The 24,259-nt window shown below is 60.2% G+C and carries 23 protein-coding genes; 13 read left to right on the top strand and 10 right to left on the bottom strand.

The window, feature by feature from the left end; genetic code table 11:
• Window positions 1-222 precede the first annotated feature (222 nt).
• From ACCC96_RS28775 to ACCC96_RS28745, 7 genes are all read right to left on the bottom strand, one after another.
• Window positions 223-789, bottom strand: coding sequence for an N-acetyltransferase family protein (locus ACCC96_RS28775; RefSeq protein ID WP_413697567.1), 567 nt, complete (start codon window positions 787-789; stop codon window positions 223-225).
• A 206-nt stretch (window positions 790-995) separates the two neighbouring features.
• A complete protein-coding gene (locus tag ACCC96_RS28770) occupies window positions 996-1,766 on the bottom strand; it encodes an electron transfer flavoprotein subunit beta (RefSeq protein ID WP_007938007.1) in 771 nt (256 codons plus the stop codon).
• Between the two features lie 15 nt (window positions 1,767-1,781).
• A complete protein-coding gene (locus ACCC96_RS28765; protein WP_413697566.1) occupies window positions 1,782-3,002 on the bottom strand; it encodes an electron transfer flavoprotein subunit alpha/FixB family protein in 1,221 nt (406 codons plus the stop codon).
• Window positions 3,002-4,951: a dimethylglycine demethylation protein DgcB gene (gene dgcB / locus ACCC96_RS28760; RefSeq protein WP_413697565.1), complete on the bottom strand. Its 1,950-nt coding sequence runs from the start codon at window positions 4,949-4,951 to the stop codon at window positions 3,002-3,004. Before dgcB ends, ACCC96_RS28765 begins: the two co-directional genes overlap by 1 nt.
• 210 nt (window positions 4,952-5,161) lie before the next feature.
• Window positions 5,162-7,222 carry a dimethylglycine demethylation protein DgcA gene (dgcA, locus tag ACCC96_RS28755; RefSeq protein ID WP_019580673.1) on the bottom strand — a complete coding sequence of 687 codons (2,061 nt, stop codon included), beginning with the start codon at window positions 7,220-7,222 and terminating at the stop codon, window positions 5,162-5,164.
• A gap of 15 nt (window positions 7,223-7,237) precedes the next feature.
• Entirely contained in the window at window positions 7,238-7,768 is a 531-nt protein-coding gene (locus ACCC96_RS28750) for a DUF5943 domain-containing protein (protein WP_052967365.1), read from the bottom strand.
• A 79-nt stretch (window positions 7,769-7,847) separates the two neighbouring features.
• Complete coding sequence (locus ACCC96_RS28745; RefSeq protein WP_007907542.1) at window positions 7,848-8,825, bottom strand: dipeptidase; 978 nt, start codon at window positions 8,823-8,825, stop codon at window positions 7,848-7,850.
• Window positions 8,826-9,060: 235 nt separating this feature from the next.
• Here ACCC96_RS28745 and ACCC96_RS28740 point away from each other — a divergent pair, with 235 nt between their 5' ends.
• From ACCC96_RS28740 to ACCC96_RS28725, 4 genes are all read left to right on the top strand, one after another.
• Window positions 9,061-9,462, top strand: coding sequence for a lysozyme inhibitor LprI family protein (locus tag ACCC96_RS28740; protein ID WP_258671396.1), 402 nt, complete (start codon window positions 9,061-9,063; stop codon window positions 9,460-9,462).
• Between the two features lie 213 nt (window positions 9,463-9,675).
• A complete protein-coding gene (locus tag ACCC96_RS28735; RefSeq protein WP_019650280.1) occupies window positions 9,676-9,930 on the top strand; it encodes a type II toxin-antitoxin system RelE family toxin in 255 nt (84 codons plus the stop codon).
• A complete protein-coding gene (locus ACCC96_RS28730; RefSeq protein WP_019650279.1) occupies window positions 9,914-10,237 on the top strand; it encodes a helix-turn-helix domain-containing protein in 324 nt (107 codons plus the stop codon). The genes ACCC96_RS28735 and ACCC96_RS28730 overlap by 17 nt, the downstream gene beginning before the upstream one ends.
• A gap of 32 nt (window positions 10,238-10,269) precedes the next feature.
• Window positions 10,270-10,686, top strand: a complete 417-nt coding sequence (locus ACCC96_RS28725) for a DUF3010 family protein (RefSeq protein WP_258671398.1) — start codon at window positions 10,270-10,272, stop codon at window positions 10,684-10,686.
• Between the two features lie 27 nt (window positions 10,687-10,713).
• Here ACCC96_RS28725 and ACCC96_RS28720 read toward each other — a convergent pair whose 3' ends face one another.
• Entirely contained in the window at window positions 10,714-11,661 is a 948-nt protein-coding gene (locus ACCC96_RS28720) for a GlxA family transcriptional regulator (protein WP_413697564.1), read from the bottom strand.
• A gap of 211 nt (window positions 11,662-11,872) precedes the next feature.
• On the opposite strand from ACCC96_RS28720, the gene ACCC96_RS28715 reads away from it, so the two are divergent.
• The 6 genes from ACCC96_RS28715 to ACCC96_RS28690 all read left to right on the top strand — a co-directional run bounded on the left by ACCC96_RS28715 (window position 11,873) and on the right by ACCC96_RS28690 (window position 17,460).
• Window positions 11,873-12,817 (top strand): choline ABC transporter substrate-binding protein, encoded by a 945-nt coding sequence (locus ACCC96_RS28715; protein ID WP_007937989.1) that lies wholly within the window; start codon window positions 11,873-11,875, stop codon window positions 12,815-12,817.
• A gap of 101 nt (window positions 12,818-12,918) precedes the next feature.
• Entirely contained in the window at window positions 12,919-13,806 is an 888-nt protein-coding gene (locus tag ACCC96_RS28710; RefSeq protein ID WP_007937987.1) for a 3-keto-5-aminohexanoate cleavage protein, read from the top strand.
• Window positions 13,807-14,036: 230 nt separating this feature from the next.
• Window positions 14,037-15,002: an L-carnitine dehydrogenase gene (locus ACCC96_RS28705; protein WP_258671402.1), complete on the top strand. Its 966-nt coding sequence runs from the start codon at window positions 14,037-14,039 to the stop codon at window positions 15,000-15,002.
• 179 nt (window positions 15,003-15,181) lie between these two features.
• Window positions 15,182-15,661, top strand: a complete 480-nt coding sequence (locus ACCC96_RS28700; RefSeq protein ID WP_413697563.1) for a thioesterase family protein — start codon at window positions 15,182-15,184, stop codon at window positions 15,659-15,661.
• A gap of 10 nt (window positions 15,662-15,671) precedes the next feature.
• Entirely contained in the window at window positions 15,672-16,835 is a 1,164-nt protein-coding gene (locus ACCC96_RS28695; protein WP_413697562.1) for a gamma-butyrobetaine dioxygenase, read from the top strand.
• A gap of 361 nt (window positions 16,836-17,196) precedes the next feature.
• The gene (locus tag ACCC96_RS28690; protein ID WP_019580667.1) at window positions 17,197-17,460 is read left to right on the top strand and encodes a hypothetical protein; all 264 of its coding nucleotides are present in this window, start codon (window positions 17,197-17,199) and stop codon (window positions 17,458-17,460) included.
• Window positions 17,461-17,621: 161 nt separating this feature from the next.
• On the opposite strand, the gene ACCC96_RS28685 is transcribed toward ACCC96_RS28690, so the two are convergent.
• Window positions 17,622-18,725, bottom strand: a complete 1,104-nt coding sequence (locus ACCC96_RS28685) for a GlxA family transcriptional regulator (RefSeq protein ID WP_007975492.1) — start codon at window positions 18,723-18,725, stop codon at window positions 17,622-17,624.
• Window positions 18,726-19,215: 490 nt separating this feature from the next.
• Window positions 19,216-20,592, bottom strand: coding sequence for an L-serine ammonia-lyase (locus ACCC96_RS28680; RefSeq protein ID WP_019650273.1), 1,377 nt, complete (start codon window positions 20,590-20,592; stop codon window positions 19,216-19,218).
• Window positions 20,593-21,028: 436 nt separating this feature from the next.
• On the opposite strand from ACCC96_RS28680, the gene ACCC96_RS28675 reads away from it, so the two are divergent.
• The 3 genes from ACCC96_RS28675 (at window position 21,029) to choV (ending at window position 24,063) form a co-directional block, all read left to right on the top strand.
• A complete protein-coding gene (locus tag ACCC96_RS28675; protein ID WP_413697561.1) occupies window positions 21,029-21,976 on the top strand; it encodes a choline ABC transporter substrate-binding protein in 948 nt (315 codons plus the stop codon).
• 66 nt (window positions 21,977-22,042) lie between these two features.
• Complete coding sequence (gene choW, locus ACCC96_RS28670) at window positions 22,043-22,888, top strand: choline ABC transporter permease subunit (protein ID WP_007937964.1); 846 nt, start codon at window positions 22,043-22,045, stop codon at window positions 22,886-22,888.
• Window positions 22,885-24,063 (top strand): choline ABC transporter ATP-binding protein, encoded by a 1,179-nt coding sequence (gene choV, locus ACCC96_RS28665; RefSeq protein WP_007937962.1) that lies wholly within the window; start codon window positions 22,885-22,887, stop codon window positions 24,061-24,063. Before choW ends, choV begins: the two co-directional genes overlap by 4 nt.
• Window positions 24,064-24,259: the final 196 nt, after the last annotated feature.

Genomic DNA, 24,259 nt, shown 5'->3' with positions numbered 1-24,259 from the left:
TGGATGCCGGGTTAGCCGCCCCCGGCCATGGATGGCCGATGGCGGCGGGCCCACGGAGCAGGACCGGAGCGAGGGCACCCTGAGCCTAGGCGAAGGGCCGAACGAAAGGGGCAAGAGCGCTTTGGTTACTTTCGCGCTTTTCGAAAGTGACTCGCTGTAAGAGCGAAACCGCCAGCCGCCATTACCGCAGTAAAGGATATGTACACAATCAAAACCGGCCTCTTAAGGCCGATGCATGAGATAGGCATCACCCGTCACCCGAATCATCGGATGAGGAACAACCTGGCAGGTTTTAACAATCCCAAAACCGTGGCGTTCATAAAAGCGCCGGGCCCCGATATTCGCCGCATAGTCGATCAGGCTCAGGCCGTTGAGTTCCAGTTGATCGGCACGCTGTTGAGCATGCTCGAGAAAGCGCACACCCAGCCCCTTGCTGCGCCAGCCTTCATGCAGGGCCAGGCTCGAAATATAGAGGGTATCGGGGACTTCCATGTCGGCGTAAGGCGCCAAGACCGGATCAGTCACCGGAGCCGCCAACGGATCGTGACGCATCACATAACTGTGCATCATGCCGATGACCTGTCCGTCAGCCTCTGCGACAAGGCAGTTCTGATAGGAAAAATCGACATCTTCACGGGCGTAACGAATGGCCCCCACTTCCAGCAGATCCTGCCCGGGCGCCGCCAGCTGGCTCCAGATGTAATCCGAAGCCCCCTCTGACGAAATCTGGAACAAACGGGCAATCTCGCGCGCATCCGTGCGCAATGCCGGACGAAATTCAACTTCCATTATTTCCCCATTAACTTCGGTGAGATGGTTTTCAGACCTGCGTCTCCAGCACGTCAGGAGCACTTTGTGGCGAGGGGGTTTGCCCCCGTTTGAGTGCGTAGCACTCACAGGATCTTTGGTACATCAGAGATTTCAGGACTGCTGCGCAGCCCAACGGGGGCAAGCCCCCTCGCCACACAGGCTCCCACATCTATGGTGACTACTTGTCAGCGGACTACGCCTTCTTCAATCAGCAACTTGAGAATGGCTTCAGCGCCCGCCTGCGCGGTAACGCCCTTGAGCACTTGCCCACCGCCGCCACTGGCCTTGGCCGTCGCGGCCTTCATGCGGTCGGCACCGCTCTTGGCCTTGATCACTTTCAGGCGCTTGGGTCGTGGCTTGGCCGGTTGCAGCGTGGCCACTGCCAGCAGCTCATCGTCGACCACTTCAACTTCATCTGCCTGCAATACCCCGCGTCGCGCCGGACCGTAGGCACTTTGCCGAGGCTTGGGCGCTGCGTTATCCACAGTCGCCAGAAACGGCAGGCGCACTTTCAAACGACGGCGCTGACCGCGAGGCAAGGCCTGCAGCACCAGCGCCGAACCGCCGTCGATGGATTCGACTTGCGCCAAACCCACCACCAGCGGCCAGCCGAGGCTTTCAGCCAGCAGGAACGGCAACATACCCGAGCCTTCACCGGTTTCCGCCTGGCTGCCGGTCAGCACCACCTGTGCCCCGGCGTCACGCAAATAAGCGGTCAATGCCGGCAGCGCATCTGCGCCGACCGGTTGTTCCAGCACATGCAACTGTTCCAGGCCCATGCCCAGATAGGCACGTAGCGCCGGTTCCGCAACGTCGCCGGCGTGCAGCACTTGCAGGTTATCCCCAGCCAGTTGCAAACCCAGCTCAACGGCCCGCGCGTCCTGCTCGGCGCGACGTGGCCGGCCGGAGGTCGGGTGGGCGCCGATGGACACCAGGCTGATGATTTTCGTGCTCATAACCCTTTCCTTCCCTTAAGCCGCATCGCGCTTGGCGTCGTTGCGGTAAGCCTCTACCGCATCGATCAAGGCTTGAAGAATCTCGGCGCTCTCGCCGATCACCGACAGGTCGGCCCGTTTGATCATGTCGCAACCCGGATCGAGGTTGATTGCCACCACCTTGTCGCAGGCACCGATGCCTTGCAGGTGCTGGATCGCCCCGGAAATCCCCACCGCCACGTAAACCCGCGCGGTGACCCAGGTGCCGGACGCGCCAACCTGACGGTCGCGCGCCATGAAACCATCGTCCACCGCCACCCGCGACGCACCTTCGGTCGCGCCCAACGCCTCGGCCGTCCTGTGGAAAAGTCCCCAGTCCTTGACCCCGTTGCCGCCCGAGAAGATGAACTCGGCTTCGGCCATCGGAATCGCCGCCGGGTCCACCGCCACCGCGCCCAGATCTTCGATCCGCGACAGGCTGCGAGCGACCGCTGTGGATAACTCCACCGGCAACGCTTCGTGACGGGTTTCGCTGACCGGCTCGGCGCATTCGGCAGCCGCCAGAATCAAGCGGGCCACCGGCCGCGCAAGGTCCTGCAAACCGGCACCGGCACGGCCGATGCACTCTTGATCCTTGACCTGCCAGACCCGTGTGGCCGGGCGTTCGCCCAGTGCGGCAGCAAAGCGCCGACCCAGCTCGCCGCCACCACTGCGGCTGTCCGGCAGCAGCCAGTGACGCGGGCTGAATTGGTTATCCACAGCCCGCAGGCCCTGGACGCGTTGTTCCGGTGCATAACCGCTGAATTCGTCGCCTTCCAGTACCAGCAAGCGGTCAACGCCAGCCGTGGCGAAGGCGTTTTCCTTGTGCTCACCGAAGACCACCGCCAGTACCGCGCCGTCCTTGCCGGCCAACTGATGGGCCAGGCCGAGCAAATCGCGGTCGTGGCTGCTCAAGCGGCCACCGACCATGTCCGGCACCACGCTGATGTAGAACGCGGGTGCGGCCACTTGATGCAGCGGCAATTGCACTTCAACCGCGGCCGAGCGTTTCGTCGCCCCGCCCTGCTGAGCGCCACTGCGGTCGATCCGTTTGATCCCGTTGGGACCGATAAAACCGATCCCGTGAGGATTCTTGCGGATGACGCCGTTAGGCCCCATCCAGCTGTGTTGCGCCGGTTGCATGGCCGCGTGCAGCGGGTGCAAACGGTTGCGGGCGATCCATTCAGCGCGAGGGTCGCGGCGGATAATGTCGCTCATCAATGCACCTCCGCAGGTTCACGTTTGGCCGGTGCCGAAGGCTTTCCCGGCGCGGCGTCTTCAAGCAGCGCATCAGCCACCAGTTCGGCGATGTCCTTGATCAACGGCCGTGGTTCGACCACGCCCTCAAGCATCGCGGTGCACTGTGGACAACCCACGGCCACCAGTTCGACACCGGTTTCGCGGATGTCTTCCATGCGCATGTCGGGGATCCGTTGCTTGCCCGGAATGTCGGTGATCGGCGCACCGCCACCGCCGCCGCAGCAGCGCGAACGGAAGCCGGAGCGTTGCATTTCCTTGATCTCGATGCCCAGGGCGCGCAGCACTTCACGCGGCGCCTCGTATTCGCCGTTATAGCGACCGAGGTAGCACGGGTCGTGATAAGTCACGCTGCTGCCTTTGTGCTGACCGAGATTCAGAGCGCCTTCGCCAATGATCTCCGCCATGTAAGTGCTGTGGTGCTGCACGAGGTAGTTGCCATCGAAAGCGCCATACTCGTTTTTCAGCACATGGAAGCTGTGCGGGTCGCAGGTGACGATGCGGTTGAAGCGGTATTTGGCCAGGGTCTGGATGTTGCGTTTGGCCAACAGCTGGAACGTCGCCTCGTCGCCCAGACGCCGAGCCACATCACCGCTGTCACGCTCTTCAAGGCCCAGCACTGCGAAGTCGACCTTGGCCGCTTTCAGCACTTTGACGAAGGCACGCAGGGTACGCTGGTTGCGCATGTCGAAGGCACCGTCGCCGACCCAGAACAGCACGTCGGTGGATTTCTTCTCGCTGAGCAGGCTCAGGTTCAAATCCGCCGCCCAGTTCATCCGCCCACCCGGAGCGAAGCCGCCCGGGTTGTCGGTGGCGATCAGGTTTTCCAGGACTTCGGCGCCCTTGTTCGGGGTCGCGCCTTTTTCCAGGGTCAGATGGCGACGCATGTCGACGATGGCGTCGACGTGCTCGATCATCATCGGGCATTCCTCGACGCAGGCACGGCAGGTGGTGCAGGACCACAGGGTTTCAGCGTCCACCAGACCATTGACGATCGGTTGATGCGGGTTGCCGGCGTGCTCACCGATCGGCTTGCCTGGGTAAGGGCTGCCAGCGAACTTGGCGTCTGTACCACCGGCCAGGCCGACGACCATGTCCTGAATCAGTTTTTTCGGGTTCAGCGGCTGGCCGGCGGCGAACGCCGGGCACGCAGCTTCACATTTACCGCACTGCACGCAGGCGTCGAAGCCGAGCAGTTGGTTCCAGGTGAAATCCTTGGGTTTTTCCACGCCCAATGGCGCGGTCGGGTCGTTCAGATCCAACGGCTTCAAGCCGGTGGAACGACCGCCGCCAAAACGTTCGGAGCGACGGTGCCAAGCCAGGTGCAAGGCACCGGCGAAGGCGTGCTTCATCGGCCCGCCCCAGGTCATGCCGAAGAACAGTTCCGACACGCCCCACAGCACACCGACGCCGAGAATCGCCGCCAGCACCCAGCCACCGAAGTTTTCCGGAAGGATGCCCGCCACCGGCAGGGTCAACAGGAAGAACGACGCCGAGAACGCCAGCAGGCTTTTCGGCAGGCGCATCCACGGACCTTTGGACAACCGGGCCGGCGGATTGCGGCGGCGCAGGAAGACAAAGATCGCACCGACGAACATCACTGCCGTCATCAACAGCAGTGCATAACCGAGGATGCGGTTATGCAGGCCGAAACCGTGAACCAGAATCGCCAGCACAATGGACGCCACCGCACCACCGGCCGTGGCGACGTGAGTATTGGCGATGTATTTGTCCCGCGCGACGACGTGGTGCAAATCGACCATGTAACGCTTGGGCATGGCGAACAGACCGCCGATCAGGTCGACTTTCGAAGCCCGGCCCTGACGCCACATAGCCACCCGCCGCAACGCGCCCAGGACAGCCAGGCCCAGGGCAGCAAACAACAGGATTGGAAGAAGGGTGTTCAACATGGTGGAGCTCCCAAAGACCTCGGGGTCATGTGCGTGCCGATGAGAGCGACGCACCTACTTGTGGCGAGGGAGCTTGCTCCCGCTGGAGTGCGAAGCGCTCCCAAAACAGTCTCAGGTGTACACCTGATACACCTCGACTGCAGGTTTTGGGGCTGCTTCGCAGCCCAGCGGGAGCAAGCTCCCTCGCCACAGGTGATGGTGGTAAATCCGTTAGAAATCCTTGCACAACCGCAGCGCGTCGTAGATCGCCGCGTGGGTGTTGCGCTGGGCTACGCAGTCACCGATGCGGAACAGCAAGTAGCCGTCGCCCGCCTGGCTCAGCGAAGGTTGTGGCTTGATCGCGAACAGGGCTTCAATGTCCATCTGGCCTTTGTTGCGCGAGCCTTCCTTCAGTGCATAGTAGATTTCTTCGTCCGGCCGCACGCCGTTCTCGACCACGACCTGGTCAACCACCCGCTCCTCTTTGGCGCCGGTGTATTCGTTTTCCAGCACCGCCACCAGCTTGTCGCCTTCGCGGTAGACCTTTTCCAGCATCATGTCGCCGGTCATGATCACTTCTTTCGGGTACATGCTGCGGTAGTAAGTCGGGAACGACGTACCGCCGATGGCCACGCCCGGCTTGATGTCGTCAGTGACGATCTCGACCTGGCTGCCCTTGTCGGCAAGGAAGTCGGCAACCGACATCCCGGTGAACTCGCAAATGGTGTCGTAGACCAGCACGTTCTTGCCCGGTGCAACCTTGCCGTCGAGCACGTCCCAACTGCTGACCACCAGGCCTTCAGCCGCGCCCCAGTGCTCGTTCTGCTCCAGGAATGGATGGCCGCCAACGGCGAGCACCACTACATCCGGACGCAGGTCGAGAATGGTCGCCGCATCCGCCGCCACGCCCAGGCGCAGGTCGACTTTCAAACGCGCCAGTTCCAGCTGGAACCAACGGGTGATACCGGCGATCTGGTCCCGTTGCGGGGCTTTCGAGGCGGTGGTGATCTGCCCGCCGATGAATTCTTTCTTCTCGAACAGGGTCACGTCGTGGCCACGTTCGGCGGCTACACGAGCGGCTTCCATCCCCGCAGGGCCGGCACCGACCACCACGACTTTGCGTTTCGGCCCGGTGGATTTCTCGATGATGTGCGGCACGCCCATGTATTCACGGGAGGTCGCGGCGTTCTGGATGCACAAGACGTCCAGGCCCTGATACTGACGGTCGATGCAGTAGTTGGCGCCCACGCACTGTTTGATCTGGTCGACCTGGCCCATCTTGATCTTGGCGATCAGGTGCGGGTCGGCGATGTGAGCGCGAGTCATGCCGACCATGTCGACGTAACCGCCTTCCAGAATACGGGTTGCCTGGTTCGGGTCCTTGATGTTCTGCGCGTGCAGCACAGGAGCCTTCACCACTTCCTTGATACCGGCGGCCAGATGCAGGAACGGCTCCGGTGGATAACTCATGTTCGGAATAACGTTGGCCAGGGTGTTGTGAGTGTCGCAACCCGAGCCCACGACACCGATGAAGTCGATCATGCCGGTGTCGTCGTAGTACTTGGCGATCTGCTTCATGTCCTCATGGCTCAGGCCATCAGGGTGGAATTCGTCACCACAGATACGGATACCAACGCAGAAGTCCGGACCGACTTCCTTGCGCACAGCCTTGATCACTTCCAGGCCGAAACGCATGCGGTTCTCGAAGCTGCCGCCCCATTCGTCGGTACGCTTGTTGACCCGCGGGCTCCAGAACTGGTCGATCATGTGCTGGTGCACGGCAGACAGCTCGACGCCATCCAGGCCACCGGCCTTGGCACGCGCAGCGGCGCTGGCGTAGTTGCCGATCACCCGCCAGATTTCTTCCGGCTCGATGGTTTTGCAGGTCGCGCGGTGCACCGGCTCGCGGATGCCCGACGGCGACAGCAGGGTTGGCCAATGCTCACCGTCCCAGCGCGAGCGACGCCCCATGTGGGTAATCTGGATCATGATCTTGGCGCCATGCTTGTGCATGGCATCGGCCAGATTCTGGAAGTGCGGAATAATCCGGTCGTCGGCCAGGTTGACCGACTTCCACCAGCCTTGCGGGCTGTCGATGGCCACGCTGGAGGAACCGCCGCAAATCGCCAGGCCGATCCCGCCCTTGGCTTTCTCTTCGTAATACTTGACGTACCGATCGGTGGTCATGCCGCCGTCGGTGGCGTAGACCTCAGCATGCGCGGTGCTGAGCACGCGGTTGCGGATGGTCAGTTTGCCGATCTGGATCGGCTGGAACATTGCTTCGAAAGCCATGGCGGGTTCCTCGACTTACAACGGCTTGACGGTGAACAAACCGTCGTCGTGGCCTTCTTCGGAGCCACCGTAAACTTGTTCGGCGACGGTGCGGATCTTGCTGCCGCGAGCAGCCAGGATCTGGTCCATGGCGCCGGCGAACCAGCCAGTGAACATGTAGTCGACCTTGCGTCCGACCTTGCCGTACACGTAGACGAATGCGGAGTGTTCGAGCTTGACGCTGGCGGTGCCTTTGTCGAGGTCGATGTCCTGGATCTTGAACAGGCCCCAACCGCGCTGCGACAGGCGCTTCATGTAGTGCTCGAACACCGCGACGCCTTCCAGGCCGTGGCATTCGGCTTCTTTTTCACACCAGTGCCAGGCGGACTTGTAGCCGGCCTTGTAGAGGATTTCGGCGTAGGCATCGGCGCCCAGCACTTCCTCGATGCCCATGTGGTTGTTGACGAAGAAGTGACGCGGCACATACAGCATCGGCAGGGCATCAGAGGTCCAGATACCGGTTTCGCTGTCGACTTCGATTGGCAATTGCGGGGCGATCTTGGCCATGGAAACTTAACTCCAGAAAATTTGTTGTATTGCCCCCGGCACGGACGGCCGGGGGAAAGGATTCTTCAGGTGCGGCGGCTTATTCGCCCCAAACGTCTTTCAAAACGTTGACCCAGTTTTCGCCCATGATCTTGCGCACCACGCGCTCGGAATGGCCGCGCTTGAGCAGGGTTTCGGTCAGGTTCGGGAACTCGCCCACGGTGCGGATGCCCAGCGGGTTGATGATCTTGCCGAAGCTGGTCAGACGGCGGGCGTAGCCCTTGTCATGGGTCAGGTATTCGAAGAAGTCCTGGCCATGGCCCTGGGTGAAGTCGGTGCCGATGCCGATGGCGTCTTCGCCGACGATGTTCATGGTGTACTCGATGGCTTCGGCGTAATCGTCGATGGTCGAATCGATACCCTTGGCCAGGAACGGCGCGAACATGGTCACGCCGACGAAACCGCCGTGATCGGCGATGAACTTCAGTTCTTCATCGGACTTGTTGCGCGGGTGCACTTTCAGGCCCGACGGCAGGCAATGGGAGTAGCAGACCGGCTTCTTGGATTCGAGGATGACTTCTTCGGAGGTCTTCGAGCCGACGTGGGACAGGTCGCACATGACGCCGACGCGGTTCATCTCGGCAACGATTTCGCGACCGAAACCCGACAGGCCGCCATCGCGTTCATAGCAACCGGTACCGACCAGGTTCTGGGTGTTGTAGCACATCTGCACAATACCGACGCCCAGTTGCTTGAAGACTTCGACATAGCCGATCTGGTCTTCGAAGGCGTGAGCGTTCTGGAAGCCGAACAAGATGCCGGTCTTGCCCTGCTCCTTGGCTTTGCGGATGTCGGCGGTGGTACGCACCGGGATCACCAGGTCGCTGTTCTCGCGAATCAGCTTCTGGCTGGCAGCGATGTTGTTGACGGTGGCCTGGAAGCCCTCCCACACCGACACGGTGCAGTTGGCCGCGGTCAGACCGCCCTTGCGCATGTCTTCGAACAGCTCACGGTTCCACTTGGCAATAATCAGGCCGTCGATAACGATGCTGTCGGCGTGTAATTCGGCTGGGCTCATCAGGCAGTCCCCTATTAGCGATTCATGCGCCGAATCGTGTGCCGGCGCTTTGGGGCCAGCATATGCCTGAGGGACGGTGCAGCCGGGTGCAAAAACGACAGGGGAATTGCCGAAAGCGTCAATCCGCGACAAAGGGTCGCCAACCGACGTGATTGCCTACCTGTTCAAGCCCGTTCGCATGGGCCAGAATTCGTCGCATCACCGAATGTTTCACTGAATTAAGGGCGGCGACGCAATGAAATCCATCTTCCTGGCTTTGGCACTGATAGCGACCGGCGTACAGGCGGCCGAAGAGGCCGACGACAACCCCTGCGACGCCGTCGCAAACGAAGTCCAGACCCTGGAGTGCTCGGCTTACAGCAGAAACACCGCCGAACAGCTGCTGAGCGACAACTACCAAAACCTGAGCGAACGCATGCAAACGCGCTACGGCAGTAACAAGGCGCAACTGGCCGACATCACCGCCAAAATCAAGACCGCGCAACAGCAGTGGCTGAAAACCCGGGATGCCGATTGCGCGGTGGAAGCGTTTCCGGCGACGAGCGGCAGCAAGGCGTTCAACATTGCGCAAAATGATTGCGTGGCGCGGATGAGTGACGAGCGGTCGGAGTTTTTGGAGTCGATTGGGCAGGAGTGATCCTGAATCGTCCGTCGAAAGCTGGTAGCCCTACCAGCTTTTACCCCCCAATAAAGACCTTTCCCACAAGCCTCACTGAGCAAGACTACAACTCCCCGCCGAGCAAGGCTTAACACAGCTTTTTCGAGCAACATGCTGACAAATTTCATTTGTTGGCCACCTGAAAAATATAAGTAAAGATTCGCAAATCTTATAAAAGACTTATATTCTTCCATGAACAGCATTCACTGGACTCGAAAGGCCGTTAAGCAGCTCTTGAAATTGCATTCCGTTCATCAGATCCAGGTTAGGGATGCCATCACGGCGCTAACTGACATGCCTGACGTAGGCAACGTCAAAGCACTGGTTGGCCATGACTATGCCTATCGACTGCGAGTCGGTAGTTATCGGATCATGTTCGACTGGGATGGCGCGATCAAAGTGGTCAGTATCCAAGAGGTCAAAAAACGCGATGAACGCACCTACTGACATTCAAATTATCAATGATGCGGAGGGAAAACCGGCATTCGTGGTCATTCCGTACGCACAGTATGTGGCACAAAAGATCGAGCCCGATCTGATCCCCCATGAAGTGGTCAGTCGCATCGTCGACGGCGCGACACCGATTCGCGCCTGGCGTGAACACCTGAACCTTACGCAGGATGAAGTGGCCAAACGCATGGGCATCTCCCAACCAGCCTTTGCCCAGCAGGAAACTGTCGCCAAACCCCGCAAGGCCACCCGTGAGAAAATTGCCGCGGCTTTTGGCATCACTGCCAATCAACTAGAGCTGTAAGCTGCACGCCAGCATCAGGAAAAGGTATTGAAATGAAAATCTGCGGTATCGAAATCAAAGGCAGCGAAGCAATACTTGCCGTGGCCTCCCTCGACGATCAGGGGCTGACCCACGTCGCGCTGGCCACCAAGAAAATCGCCCTCGACGATGACGACGAAGCCGCCAATGTCAAAGTCTTTGCCGCGCAGGCGGCGTCGTTTATTCGTGAGAATTCAATCGACCGGATCGCGATCAAGAAGCGCAGCAAGAAAGGTGAGTTCGCCGGTGGGCCAACCACGTTCAAGATCGAAGGGGTTTTCCAGTTGCTGGAAAATTGCGAGGTGACGCTGCTGTCGCCGCAAACCATCAATGCGCAGAACAAAAAGTTCGACTTTGAACTGCCGGCCACGCTGAACAAGTATCAGCACGAGGCTTACAAAGCGGCCTGCTCGGCGCTGATGAAGAAATAACGACTTAAATCCCGTAGGAGGTCGGTTTCAGGCCTTCTGGCTTTGTCGGCGATCCTCCCGCGGGCACCGCTCAAACCTCGCCCGATAACTGCGGGTGAAATACGATGGCGATTCAAACCCGCAGGCGATACTCACCTCCAACACGCTCATGTCCGTCTGGCGCAGCAGCTGCCGCGCCTTCTCCAGCCTTAATCGCAGATAGAAATTGCTCGGCGTATCGTGCAGGTGCAGGCGAAACAGGCGTTCTAGTTGACGTCGGGTCACTTTGATCGATTCCGCCAGCTCCAAAGTGCTGAGCGGCGGTTCGCTGTGCTGTTCCATCTCCCCAATGACATGCACCAGTTTCTTGTTGCTGATGCCATATCGCGTGGCGACTTCCATGCGTTGGTGGTCTTTGCGCGGGCGGATGCGCCCGAGCACGAATTGTTCGCTGACCTGGATCGCCAGTTGCGGCCCGTGGGCCTGGGCGATGAGGTCGAGCATCAGGTCGATGGACGCGGTGCCGCCCGCCGAGGTGATGCGCCGGCGATCGATCTCGAACAGCTCCTGGGTGACGCTCAGCTGTGGATAAGATTCCTTGAAGGCGTCGATGGCTTCCCAGTGCAGAGTCAGGCGGTGACCGTCGAGCAGGCCGGCTTCGGCGAGGATGAAGCTGCCGGTGTCGATGGCGCCGAGGGTTACGCCTTCGTTGTCCAGCCGACGTAACCAATGCTCCAAGGCCGGGGTGGTGAACTTCAACGGTTCGAAACCGGCGACTATCAGCAAGGTTGCGCCTTTCTTCAGCGGCTCCAGCGCTGCATCGGCGTTGACCGACATGCCGTTACTGGCCAGAACCGCCCCGCCATCGGCGCTCAACACATGCCAGCGGTACAACTCGCCGCGAAAGCGATTGGCGACCCGCAGCGGCTCGATCGCCGAGATAAAACCGATCGCCGAAAAACCCGGCATCAACAAGAAGTAGAAATCCTGGGACATGGAGCGCACTCGACTGGCAGGCAACGAGAGGGCGGGAAGCGTGTGGACGTTGATACGCCACTTGCCAGCAGCATTCAAGTGCACAGGTCGCCGCAGTGCAAGAGCTGGTCGCCGCAGTGCGTTTTCACGGGGGCTTTGCTGCGTAACTTGGGCATCACCGGCGCATCAGACACCGGAACCCACAATAAACGACCTGCCGAGGAACCCCGACATGAAACGACTGATCAGCAGCTGTGTTCTTGCACTCAGCGGTACCGCTTTCTTGAGCGCCAGTGTCATGGCGGCCGAACCCGCGTCGTGCCAGAACGTGCGCATGGGCGTAGTGAACTGGACCGACGTGATCGCCACCAGCGCCATGACTCAGGTCCTGCTCGACGGTCTCGGCTACAGCACCAAACAGACCAGCGCCTCCCAGCAAATCGTCTTTGCCGGCATTCGCGACCAGCGCCTGGATTTGTTCCTGGGCTACTGGAACCCGCTGATGACCCAGACCATCACGCCGTTTGTCGATGCCAAGCAGGTCAAAGTGCTTGAAGCGCCAAGCCTCAAGGATGCCCGCGCCACCCTGGCAGTACCGACTTACCTTGCCGACAAGGGCCTGAAAACCTTCGCCGACATCGCCAAGTTTGAAAAAGAACTGGGCGGCAAGATTTATGGCATCGAACCGGGCTCGGGCGCCAACACGCAGATCAAGGCAATGATCGCCAAGAACCAGTTCGGCCTCGGCAAGTTCCAGCTGGTCGAGTCCAGTGAGGCCGGCATGCTGGCGGCAGTAGATCGCGCGGTACGCCGCAAGGAAGCCGTGGTGTTCTTCGGCTGGGCGCCGCACCCGATGAACGTCAACGTGAAGATGACCTACCTCACCGGCAGCGACGACGCCCTCGGCCCGAACGAAGGCATGGCCACGGTCTGGACCGTCACCTCGCCGAACTACGCACAGCAATGCCCGAACGTCGGTCGCCTGCTGAGCAACCTGACGTTCACCGCCGAAGACGAGAGCCGGATGATGCAGCCGCTGCTGGATCACAAGGACGCTTTCGAATCGGCCAAACAGTGGCTCAAGGATCACCCGCAAGACAAGCAACGCTGGCTCGAAGGCGTGACCACTTTCGATGGCAAACCGGCCGCTGAAAACCTGAAGCTGACCAGCAAATAGAACCGAAATGAACCACCGATTCGCAGCCCGATGCGGGCTGCGAGCGGGATCGCCACGCCCAAGCTCTGCCATAAAAACTCAAGCCTGAAGGAAACCGCCTCATGAACCACGACGTCATCATCACCTGCGCACTCACCGGTGCTGGCGACACGACCGCCAAGAGCCCACACGTGCCGGTCACCCCGAAACAAATCGCTGCAGCCGCCGTGGAAGCCGCCAAGGCGGGCGCTACCGTGGTCCACTGCCACGTTCGCGACCCACAAACCGGCAAGTTCAGCCGTGACGTGGCGCTGTACCGCGAAGTGATGGAGCGCATCCGCGAGGCGGACGTCGACATCATCGTCAACCTCACTGCCGGCATGGGCGGCGATCTGGAAATCGGCGCAGGCGAGAACCCGATGGAATTCGGCCCGAACACCGATCTGGTCGGCCCGCTGACCCGTCTGGCCCACGTTGAAGAATTGCTGCCAGAAATCTGCACCCTGGATTGCGGCACCCTGAACTTCGGCGACGGCGACACCATTTACGTGTCCACCCCTGCCCAGCTGCGTGCTGGCGCCAAACGCATTCAAGAGCTGGGCGTCAAGCCTGAGCTGGAAATCTTCGACACCGGTCACCTGTGGTTCGCCAAGCAGATGATCAAGGAAGGCCTGCTGGATAACCCGTTGTTCCAGCTGTGCCTGGGCATCCCATGGGGCGCGCCGGCTGATACCACCACCATGAAAGCCATGGTCGACAACCTGCCGGCCGACGCGGTCTGGGCGGCGTTCGGCATCGGGCGCATGCAGATGCCGATGGCGGCGCAAGCGGTGCTGCTCGGCGGTAACGTGCGGGTTGGCCTGGAAGACAACCTGTGGCTGGACAAGGGCGTGTTGGCGACCAACGGCCAACTGGTCGAACGCGCCTCGGAAATCCTCAGCCGCCTCGGCGCCCGCGTTCTGACCCCGGCTGAAGGCCGCAAGAAAATGGGCCTGACCAAGCGCGGCTGACCCCAAATCACCCTTTCCCCCCGTGGGAGCGAGCTTGTGTGGCGAGGGGGCTTGCCCCCGTTGGGTCGCGAAGCGGCCCCAAAACCTGTTGCCGCGGTGTATCAGCCACACTGCATGCAATGTTTTACGACTGCTTCGCAGCCGAACGGGGCGATGCGGCGTTCCGACAAGCCCCCTCGCCACACAGGTTCGCTCCCACATTTTTTTTGAACCCAATTCAGGAAGTCGCCATGAGCTTTATCACTGATATCAAAACCTTCGCAGCACTGGGCAGCGGTGTCATCGGCAGCGGCTGGGTGTCCCGCGCCCTCGCCCACGGCCTCGATGTGGTGGCCTGGGACCCGGCGCCCGGTGCCGAAGCGGCGCTGCGCAAACGCGTCGCCAATGCCTGGGGCGCGCTGGAGAAACAAGGCCTGGCACCCGGCGCATCGCAGGATCGGCTGCGTTTTGTCGCCACCATCGAAGAATGCGTTCGCGACGCGGATTTCATTCAGGAAAGCGCCCCTGAGCGTCTGGACCTGAAACTGGAACTGCACAGCAAAATCAGCGCGGCGGCCAAGCCCAATGCGTTGATCGGTTCCAGCACCTCGGGACTGTTGCCGAGCGAGTTTTACGAGAGCTCGACGCACCCGGAACGCTGCGTGGTCGGGCACCCGTTCAACCCGGTTTATCTGCTGCCATTGGTGGAAGTGGTCGGCGGTAAAAACACCGCACCAGAAGCGGTGCAAGCGGCGATGAAAGTCTATGAATCCTTAGGGATGCGTCCGCTGCATGTGCGCAAGGAAGTGCCAGGATTTATCGCCGACCGTTTGCTCGAAGCGTTGTGGCGTGAAGCGCTGCACCTGGTCAACGACGGCGTGGCCACCACCGGTGAAATCGACGATGCGATTCGTTTTGGCGCAGGCCTGCGCTGGTCGTTCATGGGCACCTTCCTGACTTACACCCTGGCGGGCGGCGATGCCGGCATGCGGCACTTCATGGCGCAGTTCGGGCCAGCGTTGCAGTTGCCGTGGACGTACCTGCCGGCACCGGAGCTGACCGACAAGTTGATTGACGATGTGGTGGATGGCACCAGCGATCAGTTGGGCAAACACAGCATCTCGGCACTGGAACGCTATCGTGACGATTGCTTGCTGGCGGTGCTGGAGGCGGTGAAAACCACCAAAGAGAAGCATGGGATGGCCTTCAGCGAATAAACACACACCCTGTGGCGAGGGAGCTTGCTCCCGCTCGGCCGCGAAGCGGTCGTAAAACCAGCAAACGCGATTCGACTGATACCTCGCATCCACCGGTTTTGGGACTGCTTCGCAGTCCAGCGGGAGCAAGCTCCCTCGCCACAAATGTGTACACCAGCGATTATCTGTGGAGTTCCACCATGCCCACCCTCACCACCTACCAAACCAGAATCATCCCCGACTGGGTCGACTACAACGGCCATCTGCGCGATGCCTTCTACCTGCTGATTTTCAGCTACGCCACTGACGCGTTGATGGATCGGCTAGGTATGGACAGCAACAACCGCGAGGCCAGCGGCCACTCGCTGTTTACCCTCGAATTGCACCTCAATTACCTGCACGAAGTGAAACTCGATGCAGACGTCGAAGTGCATACGCAGATCATCGGCCACGACCGCAAGCGCCTGCACCTCTACCACAGCCTGCATCTGGTGGGCGGTGACAAGGAGCTGGCGGGTAATGAACAAATGCTGCTGCACGTCGACCTCGCCGGGCCGCGATCCGCACCGTTCAGCGAAGAAACCTTGAGCATGCTGCAGGCCATTGTCGCCGAACAGGCCGACTTGCCCGCACCCGCCTGGATCGGCCGAGTGATCGCTTTACCGCCCGAAAAACAATAAGGAATCCGCCATGAACACCGCCGCCGCTTTTGCCGATTTCCGCACCTATCCGTTGATCAGCGCGTTGACCGCCGTGCACACCCTGGCGGACCGAATTCAAGTGAAGTGGGCGGACGGTCGGGTCAGCCCTTTTCATCATCAATGGCTGCGGGACAACTGCCCGTGCCCACTGTGCGTCTACACGGTGACCCGTGAGCAAGTGCTGGAAATCGTCGATGTCGCAGAGCACCTGATGCCTGAAAACGCCACGGTCGATGCCGAAGGTTGTCTGTGCGTCGATTGGCAGGACGGTCACCTCAGCCGCTTCGATCCGGGCTGGCTGCGGGCCCATGCCTATGACGATGAATCTCGCGCCGAACGCCAGGCCGGAAAACCGAAAGCCAGGCTTTGGCACAGCGATTTGCGGCTGCCGGTATTCGAATACCAGGCCCTGATGGAGAACAACGACGCCTTGTTGCAATGGCTGCTGGCCGTGCGCGATATCGGCCTGACTCAAGTGCGCGGAGTCCCCACCGAACCTGGCTCACTGAAGCTGATCGCCCAGCGGATTTCGTTCATCCGCGAGAGCAATTTCGGCGTGCTGTTCAACGTGCAATCCAAGGCCGATGCCGACAGCAATGCCTACACCGCCTTCAACCTGCCACTGCACAGCGATTTGCCGACCCGGGAGTTGCAACCGGGGCTGCAATTTCTGCATTGCCTGGTGAATGACGCCGACGGTGGCGAGAGTATTTTCGTCGACGGTTTTGCCATCGCCCAAGCCTTGCGTCAGGAAGATCCAGAGGCGTTTCAAGCCTTGTGTGAAATCCCCGTGGAGTTCCGCAACAAGGACCGCCACAGCGACTACCGCTGCCTGGCGCCGATCATCGCGCTGGATGCATTCGGGCAAGTGTCGGAAATCCGCATGGCGAACTTTCTGCGTGGGCCATTCGATGCTTCAGTGGAGCAGATGCCCAGGCTGTATCGCGCTTACCGGCGTTTCATTGCGATGACCCGCGAGGCGCGTTTCCGGGTAATGACACGGCTCAACCCCGGCGAGTTGTGGTGCTTCGACAACCGCCGCACCCTCCACGCCCGCAACGCCTTCGACCCCGCCACCGGTGCACGGCATTTCCAGGGTTGCTATGTCGACCGGGATGAATTGCTGTCGCGCATTTTGGTGTTGCAACGGTAAACCGCCAGAAGATCGCAGCCTGCGGCAGCTCCTACGTACCCGTTATTTCACGGGTGCACACAACCCCTGTAGGAGCTGCCGCAGGCTGCGATCTTTTGCTTTTCAACACGCAAAAAAAACCCCGATCAAGCCGTGACAAGATCGGAGCTGAGGAGGGTACTGTTGAGGAGCTGATGCGCGAGGGTGACCAAACCTTCGTGAAGCCAGCTGAGTCCAGTGTGCCTACTCCCCTCTTTTGCAAGTTAGCCGAAAGCGACCTGTTCATAGGTATTGCGGCCATTGCGACAAATCGTCCTTGCCGACACCCACAGCCCCTACCAGAATCGAACCACGACACCGTTCCCTGAAGAAGGATTGCGTCATGATGTACGCCGATTTGATAGACCAGGAAGACCTGTTGAGCCAGCTGAAAGCGTTGGGGTTTTCAGTGCCCCCCGGCGCAACCGCCGAGCAAGCCTGCGAATGCGCAGTACGGGGCTTGAACAACGAGCGGGCAATGGAACTGCGGACCATGGTCAAGCAGATGTACACCAGCAGCGCGTCAATCCAGCCGGCCGTGCGTCAGGCTATTGATAAGCAACTGTTACCGGCATTGGCGCAATACCAACAGAGCCATAGTGCTTGATTTCCGGGGTGTGAACACTTTGTGGCGAGGGAGCTTGCTCCCGCTCGAGCGCGAAGCGGTCGCAAAACCGGTACATGTGAATGAAGAATGCATGTACCGGTTTTGGGGCTGCTCCGCAGCCCAGCGGGAGCAAGCTCCCTCGCCACAATAGTTTGCCTGGTTTAGAGCCTTACGCTGGCAAACGTCGATTCATTACGCGCCTGGCTCAACGCCGACAGCGGCCCGGACAACGGCGACAGCACCAAAGCTTGCGGCAGCGGCATCATCGCCACTTGCTGCGTGGTATTGGAGCCTACGCGCTCGTCACGCGGTGGAATGCCGAAGTATTCGCGGTAGCACTTGGAGAAGTGCGGCGTGGACACGAACCCACACACCGACGCCACTTCGATGATCGACATCGGCGTTTGCTTGAGCAGTTGCCGAGCACGGATCAAGCGCAGTTTCAGGTAGTAACGCGACGGCGAGCAGTGCAGGTATTTCTGGAACAGCCGCTCCAGCTGACGACGCGAAACGGCGACATAAACCGCCAGTTCATCGAGGTCGATCGGCTCTTCGAGGTTCGCCTCCATCAGCGCCACGATTTCCTGCAGTTTCGGCTGGTTGGTGCCGAGCATGTGCTTGAGCGGCACGCGCTGGTGATCCTGCTCGTTGCGGATGCGCTCGTAGACGAACATCTCCGAAATCGCGGCCGACAGTTCACGACCGTGATCGCGGCTGATCAGGTGCAGCATCATGTCCAGCGGCGCGGTGCCGCCGGAGCTGGTGAACCGGTTACGGTCGAGGGTGAACAGACGGGTGCTCATGGCCACCCGCGGGAAAGCTTCCTGCATAGCGGCCAGACATTCCCAGTGCACGCTGCAATCGAAACCGTCCAGCAGGCCGGCGCACGCCAGGGCCCAGCTGCCGGTGCAGACCGCGCCGAGACGACGGGACTGACGCGCCTGGCTTTGCAGCCACGACACATGCTCACGGGTTACGGTGCGCTGAATGCCGATACCGCCGCAGACAATGACGGTGTCCATGGGTGGTGCTTTGTGCATGGAGGCGTCGGGGGTGATCTGCAGGCCGTCACTGGCCCAGACCTGACCGCCATCGACGGTGAGCGTGGTCCAGCGATACAGCTCGCGGCCGGACAATTGGTTGGCCATGCGCAGGGGTTCTACTGCGGAGGCCAGAGAAATCAGCGTGAAATTGTCCAGCAGCAGAAAGCCGATGGATTGAGGCGCACGGTTCTGGGGTTGGGCCCCGGAGTTGAACGTCGTCATCGCGGTATCTCCTCACACAAAGCGGGTGATGGCCTCAGGCGGAGGCTCTTTTTATTGCCATCGTTCTCGCGTGGGAGACGGGCTTTGTAATGACAGAGCAATTGCCATGCCTAAATTGAATGCGCGTTCAATAACTCCTGAAAACGACGTCGCGATGCGTCTAGATATGGCGCGCAGAGATAAGAGGTTAAAAGTGCCATCAAAGGCCCCAAACCCGTGCCCCCGTTGCGTGTGAGCAAATCGGTAGCACTTGTGGGAACAGGTCTGCGACGCGGCGGTCAAGAGTGTCACCGCTGGCACAGGTGACGAACGGTCAGGGTTTGAATTTGATCCCCGACCGGGGAGCCGGGCTTGCCTGTTTGCGACGCGCCAAAAGGTGGCGCGTTTTAGTGCGCGTGTTCACTTGGTGCGCAGTTTTGACTGGTCTGGTGTAGCACATGAGGTCTTTGTGGAGAGCAGGCTTGCCCCCTCTCCACAGGTCAACTCGGTTTCAGCACTCCACCGCGCTAACCGCCAAGCCACCGCGCGATGTCTCTTTATATTTGTCGTGCATGTCGGCACCGGTATCACGCATGGTACGGATCACCCGGTCCAGCGAGATAAAGTGCTGGCCATCACCGCGCAGCGCCATTTGCGCGGCGTTGATCGCTTTCACCGCGGCAATCGCATTGCGCTCGATGCACGGCACCTGCACCAGCCCGCCCACCGGGTCGCAAGTCAGGCCGAGGTTGTGTTCCAGGCCGATTTCCGCCGCGTTGCACAACTGCTCCGGCGTAGCACCGAGAACCTCCGCCAACCCGGCCGCCGCCATGGCGCAAGCCGAACCGACTTCCCCCTGGCAACCGACTTCGGCACCGGAGATCGAGGCGTTCTTTTTGCACAGAATCCCTACCGCCGCGGCACTGAGGAAGTAATCGACCACATTGGCGTCGGTCACTGCCTCGCTGAATTTCATAAAGTAGTGCAACACCGCCGGAATGATCCCCGCCGCACCGTTGGTCGGTGCCGTGACCATGCGCCCGCCGGCAGCGTTTTCTTCGTTGACCGCCAACGCGAACAGGTTGACCCACTCCATCGCGCTCAAGGTCGAGCCGATCACGTTGGGCTTGTTCAGCTCTTGCAAGCTGCGGTGCAACTTGGCCGCGCGACGGCGCACATTAAGACCGCCGGGCAGGATACCTTCGTGCTTGAGGCCTTGCTCCACACAATCCTGCATGGCGCGCCAGAGCTTCATCAGGCCGCTGCGGATTTCTTCTTCGCTGCGCCAGACTTTCTCGTTGGCCATCATCAATTCGGCCACGCGCAGGTTGTGCTTCTTGCACAGGCTGAGCAATTCGACGGCACTGGAGAAGTCGTAAGGCAGCACGGTGTTATCCAGATCCACCACACCGCTGGAAGCTTGCGCCTCGTCGACGACAAAACCGCCGCCGATGGAATAGTAGGTATCGCGATGCAGCTCGCCGTGATCGCCTTCGGCGATCAGGGTCATGGCGTTCGGATGGAACGGCAGGTTCTCGTCGATCAGGCGCATGTCCCGAGCCCAGATGAACGGGACCGACAAGCGGCCGTCGAGCAATAGCGTGTGAGTTTCACGCAAGGCTTCTATACGGATGCCGATTTGCGACGGATCGATCGCGTCGGGCCACTCGCCCATCAACCCCATGATCACCGCGTTGTCGCTGCCGTGGCCGATGCCGGTGGCCGAGAGCGATCCGTATAGCTGAACTTCGATGCGACACACCTGCTCCAGAAGCCCCCGCTCGCGCAAACCTTGCACGAACAGCGCCGCGGCGCGCATAGGCCCCACGGTGTGCGAACTGGAAGGGCCGATGCCGATTTTGAACAGGTCGAAAACGCTGATAGCCATTACTGCTGAACTCCTGGATGTGCCTGCTCCAGGCGCAAAAGCGCCCAGTGACGGAGCTGCTACTCTCAAGCTGCAATCCGTCGAGATGGCCGCATCATCAGGCTTTTACCATGTCGTTCAACGTCTCACACCGACGCACTCATGCCCACTAGCGCCGCGGGTCTCTTACGCAATGTTTTCGCCGCTTTTTTGCGGATCAGCGGGGCAAATCGGGCTGAAAAAAGCTGTAAACGACGTCACCGACACTGGATGCGACCATCCCTGTACTGGTTACGACGCACCCTGTAGGCGTCAGATTTTCACTGGTACATGATCGTATCGACTCGATTGCAAGGCGCTGTGGTAGAGCTGTCTCCAAAACGCCATCCAACCGCAACAGATAAGTGCGGTGGTCCAGTCGGAACACTGCCAAAAAAAACACTTAGGAGTCGCCCCTATGAAAGGTTCCCCGTCGTTGTTGTTGGCCGCCATGCTGAGTCTGCCGTTCCTGGCTCAAGCCGCAGAGCCGGCCCAATGCAGCACCGTAAACTTCTCCGATGTCGGCTGGACGGACATTACCGCGACCACCGCGACCACCAGCGTTGTGCTCAACTCCCTCGGCTACAAGACCAAGACCACGATGATTTCCGTGCCGGTGACCTACAAGTCCCTGGCCGACGGCAAGAACATGGACGTGTTCCTGGGTAACTGGATGCCGACCATGGAAAACGACATCAAGGCCTATCGGGATGCCGGCACCGTGGAAACCGTGCGCACCAACCTCAAAGGTGCCAAATACACCCTCGCCGTACCACAAGCGCTGTACGACAAAGGGCTGCATGACTTTGCCGACATCGCCAAATTCAAGAAAGAACTCGACGGCAAGATCTACGGTATCGAACCAGGCAACGACGGCAACCGTCTGATCCAGAGCATGATCGACAAAGACGCCTTCGGTCTCAAAACCGCCGGTTTCAAAGTCGTCGAGTCCAGCGAAGCGGGCATGCTGTCGCAAGTCGACCGTGCGCAAAAACGCGACACCGCCGTGGTGTTCCTCGGCTGGGCACCGCACCCGATGAACAAACGTTTCAAGATTCAGTACTTGACCGGTGGCGATGACTTCTTCGGCCCGGATTTCGGTGCTGCCACCGTTGCGACCAACACTCGCAAGGGGTATACCCAAGAGTGCAGCAACGTCGGCCAACTGCTGAAAAACCTGGAGTTCACCGTCGACATGGAGAGTACGCTGATGGGCAACATCCTGGACGACAAGATGAAGCCTGAAGCGGCCGCCAAGGCCTGGCTGAAAAAGAACCCACAGGTGCTCGATACCTGGCTCGCTGGCGTGACCACCATTGACGGTAAACCAGGCCTGGAGGCCGTGAAAGCCAAGCTCGCGCAGTAATCGCTTACGCCGGGCAGGCTCGCCTGCCCGGGCTGTTTATTTCCTTGCATGCGGACGTTCACTACCATGCTGATTGATCAGAAAATACCCTTAGGCCAGTACATCGCGAGCTTCGTTGAATGGTTGACGCAACACGGCGCCAGCACCTTCGACGCCATCGCCGTGTCACTGGAAACGATGATCCACGGCGTGACTTTTGCGCTGACCTGGTTCAACCCGCTGGCATTGATCGGCCTCATCGCGCTACTGGCACATTTCATCCAACGCAAATGGGGCCTGACCGTTTTCGTCATCGCCTCCTTCCTGCTGATCCTCAATCTGGGGTACTGGCAGGAAACCATGGAAACCCTCGCCCAGGTGTTGTTCGCCACCCTGGTCTGCGTGGTGATCGGCGTGCCGTTGGGCATCGTCGCCGCGCACAAACCGATGTTCTACACAATGATGCGGCCGGTGCTCGATCTGATGCAGACCGTACCGACGTTCGTGTACCTCATTCCTACCCTGACCCTCTTCGGTCTGGGTGTGGTCCCGGGTCTGATCTCGACGGTGGTGTTCGCGATTGCCGCGCCCATCCGCCTGACCTACCTGGGCATCCGCGATGTTCCGGACGAACTGATGGACGCCGGCAAAGCCTTCGGCTGTTCCCGCCGTCAGTTGCTCTCGCGCATCGAACTGCCCCACGCCATGCCAAGCATCGCGGCCGGTATCACCCAGTGCATCATGCTGTCGTTGTCGATGGTGGTGATTGCGGCACTGGTGGGCGCCGACGGCCTGGGCAAACCCGTGGTCAACGCACTGAACACTGCTGATATCGCACTGGGCTTCGAAGCAGGCCTGGCGATCGTACTGCTGGCGATCATGCTCGACCGTATCTGCAAACAACCCGAAGCCAAAGTAGGGGGTGACGCATGAGCATTATTCGCTTCGAAGACGTGGACGTGATCTTCTCCAAAGATCCACGCGCGGCTCTCAAACTGCTCGACCAGGGCATGACCCGCAACGAGATTCTGAAAAAGACCGGGCAAATCGTTGGTGTCGAAAAGGCCAGCCTGGACATCGAAAAAGGTGAAATCTGCGTGCTGATGGGTTTGTCCGGCTCCGGCAAATCCAGCCTGTTGCGCTGCATCAACGGCCTCAACACCGTTAGCCGTGGCAAGTTGTTCGTCGAACACGAAGGCCGGCAGATCGACATCGCGTCCTGCACCCCGGCGGAACTGAAGATGATGCGCACCAAGCGCATCGCGATGGTGTTCCAGAAGTTCGCCCTGATGCCCTGGCTGACAGTGCGCGAGAACATCAGCTTCGGTCTGGAAATGCAGGGTCGCCCCGAGAAAGAACGCCGCAAACTGGTGGACGAGAAGCTTGAGCTGGTGGGCCTGACCCAGTGGCGCAACAAGAAACCCAATGAGCTCTCCGGCGGCATGCAGCAGCGTGTCGGCCTGGCCCGCGCGCTGGCGATGGACGCCGACATCCTGCTGATGGACGAACCGTTCTCGGCCCTCGACCCATTGATTCGCCAAGGCCTGCAAGACGAACTGCTGGAGCTGCAAAACAAGCTGAGCAAGACCATCGTCTTCGTGAGCCACGACCTCGATGAAGCCCTGAAGCTGGGCAGCCGTATCGCGATCATGAAAGACGGCCGGATCATCCAGTACAGCGTGCCGGAAGAAATCGTCCTGAACCCTGCGGACGATTACGTGCGCACCTTCGTCGCCCACACCAATCCGCTGAACGTATTGTGTGGTCGCAGCCTGATGCGCACCCTGGACAACTGCAAACGCATCAACGGTTCGGTGTGCCTGGATCCGGGCGGCGATTCTTGGCTGGACCTGGCCGAAGGCAACACCATCAAAGGCGCACGCCAGAACGGCTCGAGCCTGGACCTGCAGAACTGGATACCGGGGCAAGCGGTTGAAGCCCTGGGTCGTCGACCAACGCTGGTGGACTCCAACATCGGTATGCGCGACGCGCTGCAGATTCGTTACCAGACCGGCAACAAGCTGGTGCTGCACGACAACAACAAAGTGGTCGGGATCCTGGGCGACAGCGAGCTGTACCACGCGCTGCTCGGCAAGAACCTGGGGTAAGCAAGACAGCAGACACAAAAACGCCGCGAGATGATCGCGGCGTTTTTGTTTGTGCAGATATTCAGCTGTAAACGCGGACTACTGTGGCGAGGGGGCTTGCCCCCGTTGGGTAGCGGGGCGCCCCCCCCCCCCGCCCCCACCGTCATTGAGACAGAGGAATCTATGCCGATTTTCGACAGCAGGGCAGTAGACCGGG

Origin of the sequence: Pseudomonas sp. Pseusp11, from assembly GCF_047304405.1 — a bacterium.
GTDB lineage: Bacteria > Pseudomonadota > Gammaproteobacteria > Pseudomonadales > Pseudomonadaceae > Aquipseudomonas.
This window is presented reverse-complemented; position numbering and strand designations above follow the sequence as displayed.

Bases quoted from the DNA above. Each gene is read 5' to 3' on its own strand.
- ACCC96_RS28775 (WP_413697567.1), bottom strand. From the start codon at position 789: ATGGAAGTTGAATTTCGTCCGGCATTGCGCACGGATGCGCGCGAGATT.
- ACCC96_RS28770 (WP_007938007.1), bottom strand. From the start codon at position 1,766: ATGAGCACGAAAATCATCAGCCTGGTGTCCATCGGCGCCCACCCGACC.
- ACCC96_RS28765 (WP_413697566.1), bottom strand. From the start codon at position 3,002: ATGAGCGACATTATCCGCCGCGACCCTCGCGCTGAATGGATCGCCCGC.
- dgcB (WP_413697565.1), bottom strand. From the start codon at position 4,951: ATGTTGAACACCCTTCTTCCAATCCTGTTGTTTGCTGCCCTGGGCCTG.
- dgcA (WP_019580673.1), bottom strand. From the start codon at position 7,222: ATGGCTTTCGAAGCAATGTTCCAGCCGATCCAGATCGGCAAACTGACC.
- ACCC96_RS28750 (WP_052967365.1), bottom strand. From the start codon at position 7,768: ATGGCCAAGATCGCCCCGCAATTGCCAATCGAAGTCGACAGCGAAACC.
- ACCC96_RS28745 (WP_007907542.1), bottom strand. From the start codon at position 8,825: ATGAGCCCAGCCGAATTACACGCCGACAGCATCGTTATCGACGGCCTG.
- ACCC96_RS28740 (WP_258671396.1), top strand. From the start codon at position 9,061: ATGAAATCCATCTTCCTGGCTTTGGCACTGATAGCGACCGGCGTACAG.
- ACCC96_RS28735 (WP_019650280.1), top strand. From the start codon at position 9,676: ATGAACAGCATTCACTGGACTCGAAAGGCCGTTAAGCAGCTCTTGAAA.
- ACCC96_RS28730 (WP_019650279.1), top strand. From the start codon at position 9,914: ATGAACGCACCTACTGACATTCAAATTATCAATGATGCGGAGGGAAAA.
- ACCC96_RS28725 (WP_258671398.1), top strand. From the start codon at position 10,270: ATGAAAATCTGCGGTATCGAAATCAAAGGCAGCGAAGCAATACTTGCC.
- ACCC96_RS28720 (WP_413697564.1), bottom strand. From the start codon at position 11,661: ATGTCCCAGGATTTCTACTTCTTGTTGATGCCGGGTTTTTCGGCGATC.
- ACCC96_RS28715 (WP_007937989.1), top strand. From the start codon at position 11,873: ATGAAACGACTGATCAGCAGCTGTGTTCTTGCACTCAGCGGTACCGCT.
- ACCC96_RS28710 (WP_007937987.1), top strand. From the start codon at position 12,919: ATGAACCACGACGTCATCATCACCTGCGCACTCACCGGTGCTGGCGAC.
- ACCC96_RS28705 (WP_258671402.1), top strand. From the start codon at position 14,037: ATGAGCTTTATCACTGATATCAAAACCTTCGCAGCACTGGGCAGCGGT.
- ACCC96_RS28700 (WP_413697563.1), top strand. From the start codon at position 15,182: ATGCCCACCCTCACCACCTACCAAACCAGAATCATCCCCGACTGGGTC.
- ACCC96_RS28695 (WP_413697562.1), top strand. From the start codon at position 15,672: ATGAACACCGCCGCCGCTTTTGCCGATTTCCGCACCTATCCGTTGATC.
- ACCC96_RS28690 (WP_019580667.1), top strand. From the start codon at position 17,197: ATGATGTACGCCGATTTGATAGACCAGGAAGACCTGTTGAGCCAGCTG.
- ACCC96_RS28685 (WP_007975492.1), bottom strand. From the start codon at position 18,725: ATGACGACGTTCAACTCCGGGGCCCAACCCCAGAACCGTGCGCCTCAA.
- ACCC96_RS28680 (WP_019650273.1), bottom strand. From the start codon at position 20,592: ATGGCTATCAGCGTTTTCGACCTGTTCAAAATCGGCATCGGCCCTTCC.
- ACCC96_RS28675 (WP_413697561.1), top strand. From the start codon at position 21,029: ATGAAAGGTTCCCCGTCGTTGTTGTTGGCCGCCATGCTGAGTCTGCCG.
- choW (WP_007937964.1), top strand. From the start codon at position 22,043: ATGCTGATTGATCAGAAAATACCCTTAGGCCAGTACATCGCGAGCTTC.
- choV (WP_007937962.1), top strand. From the start codon at position 22,885: ATGAGCATTATTCGCTTCGAAGACGTGGACGTGATCTTCTCCAAAGAT.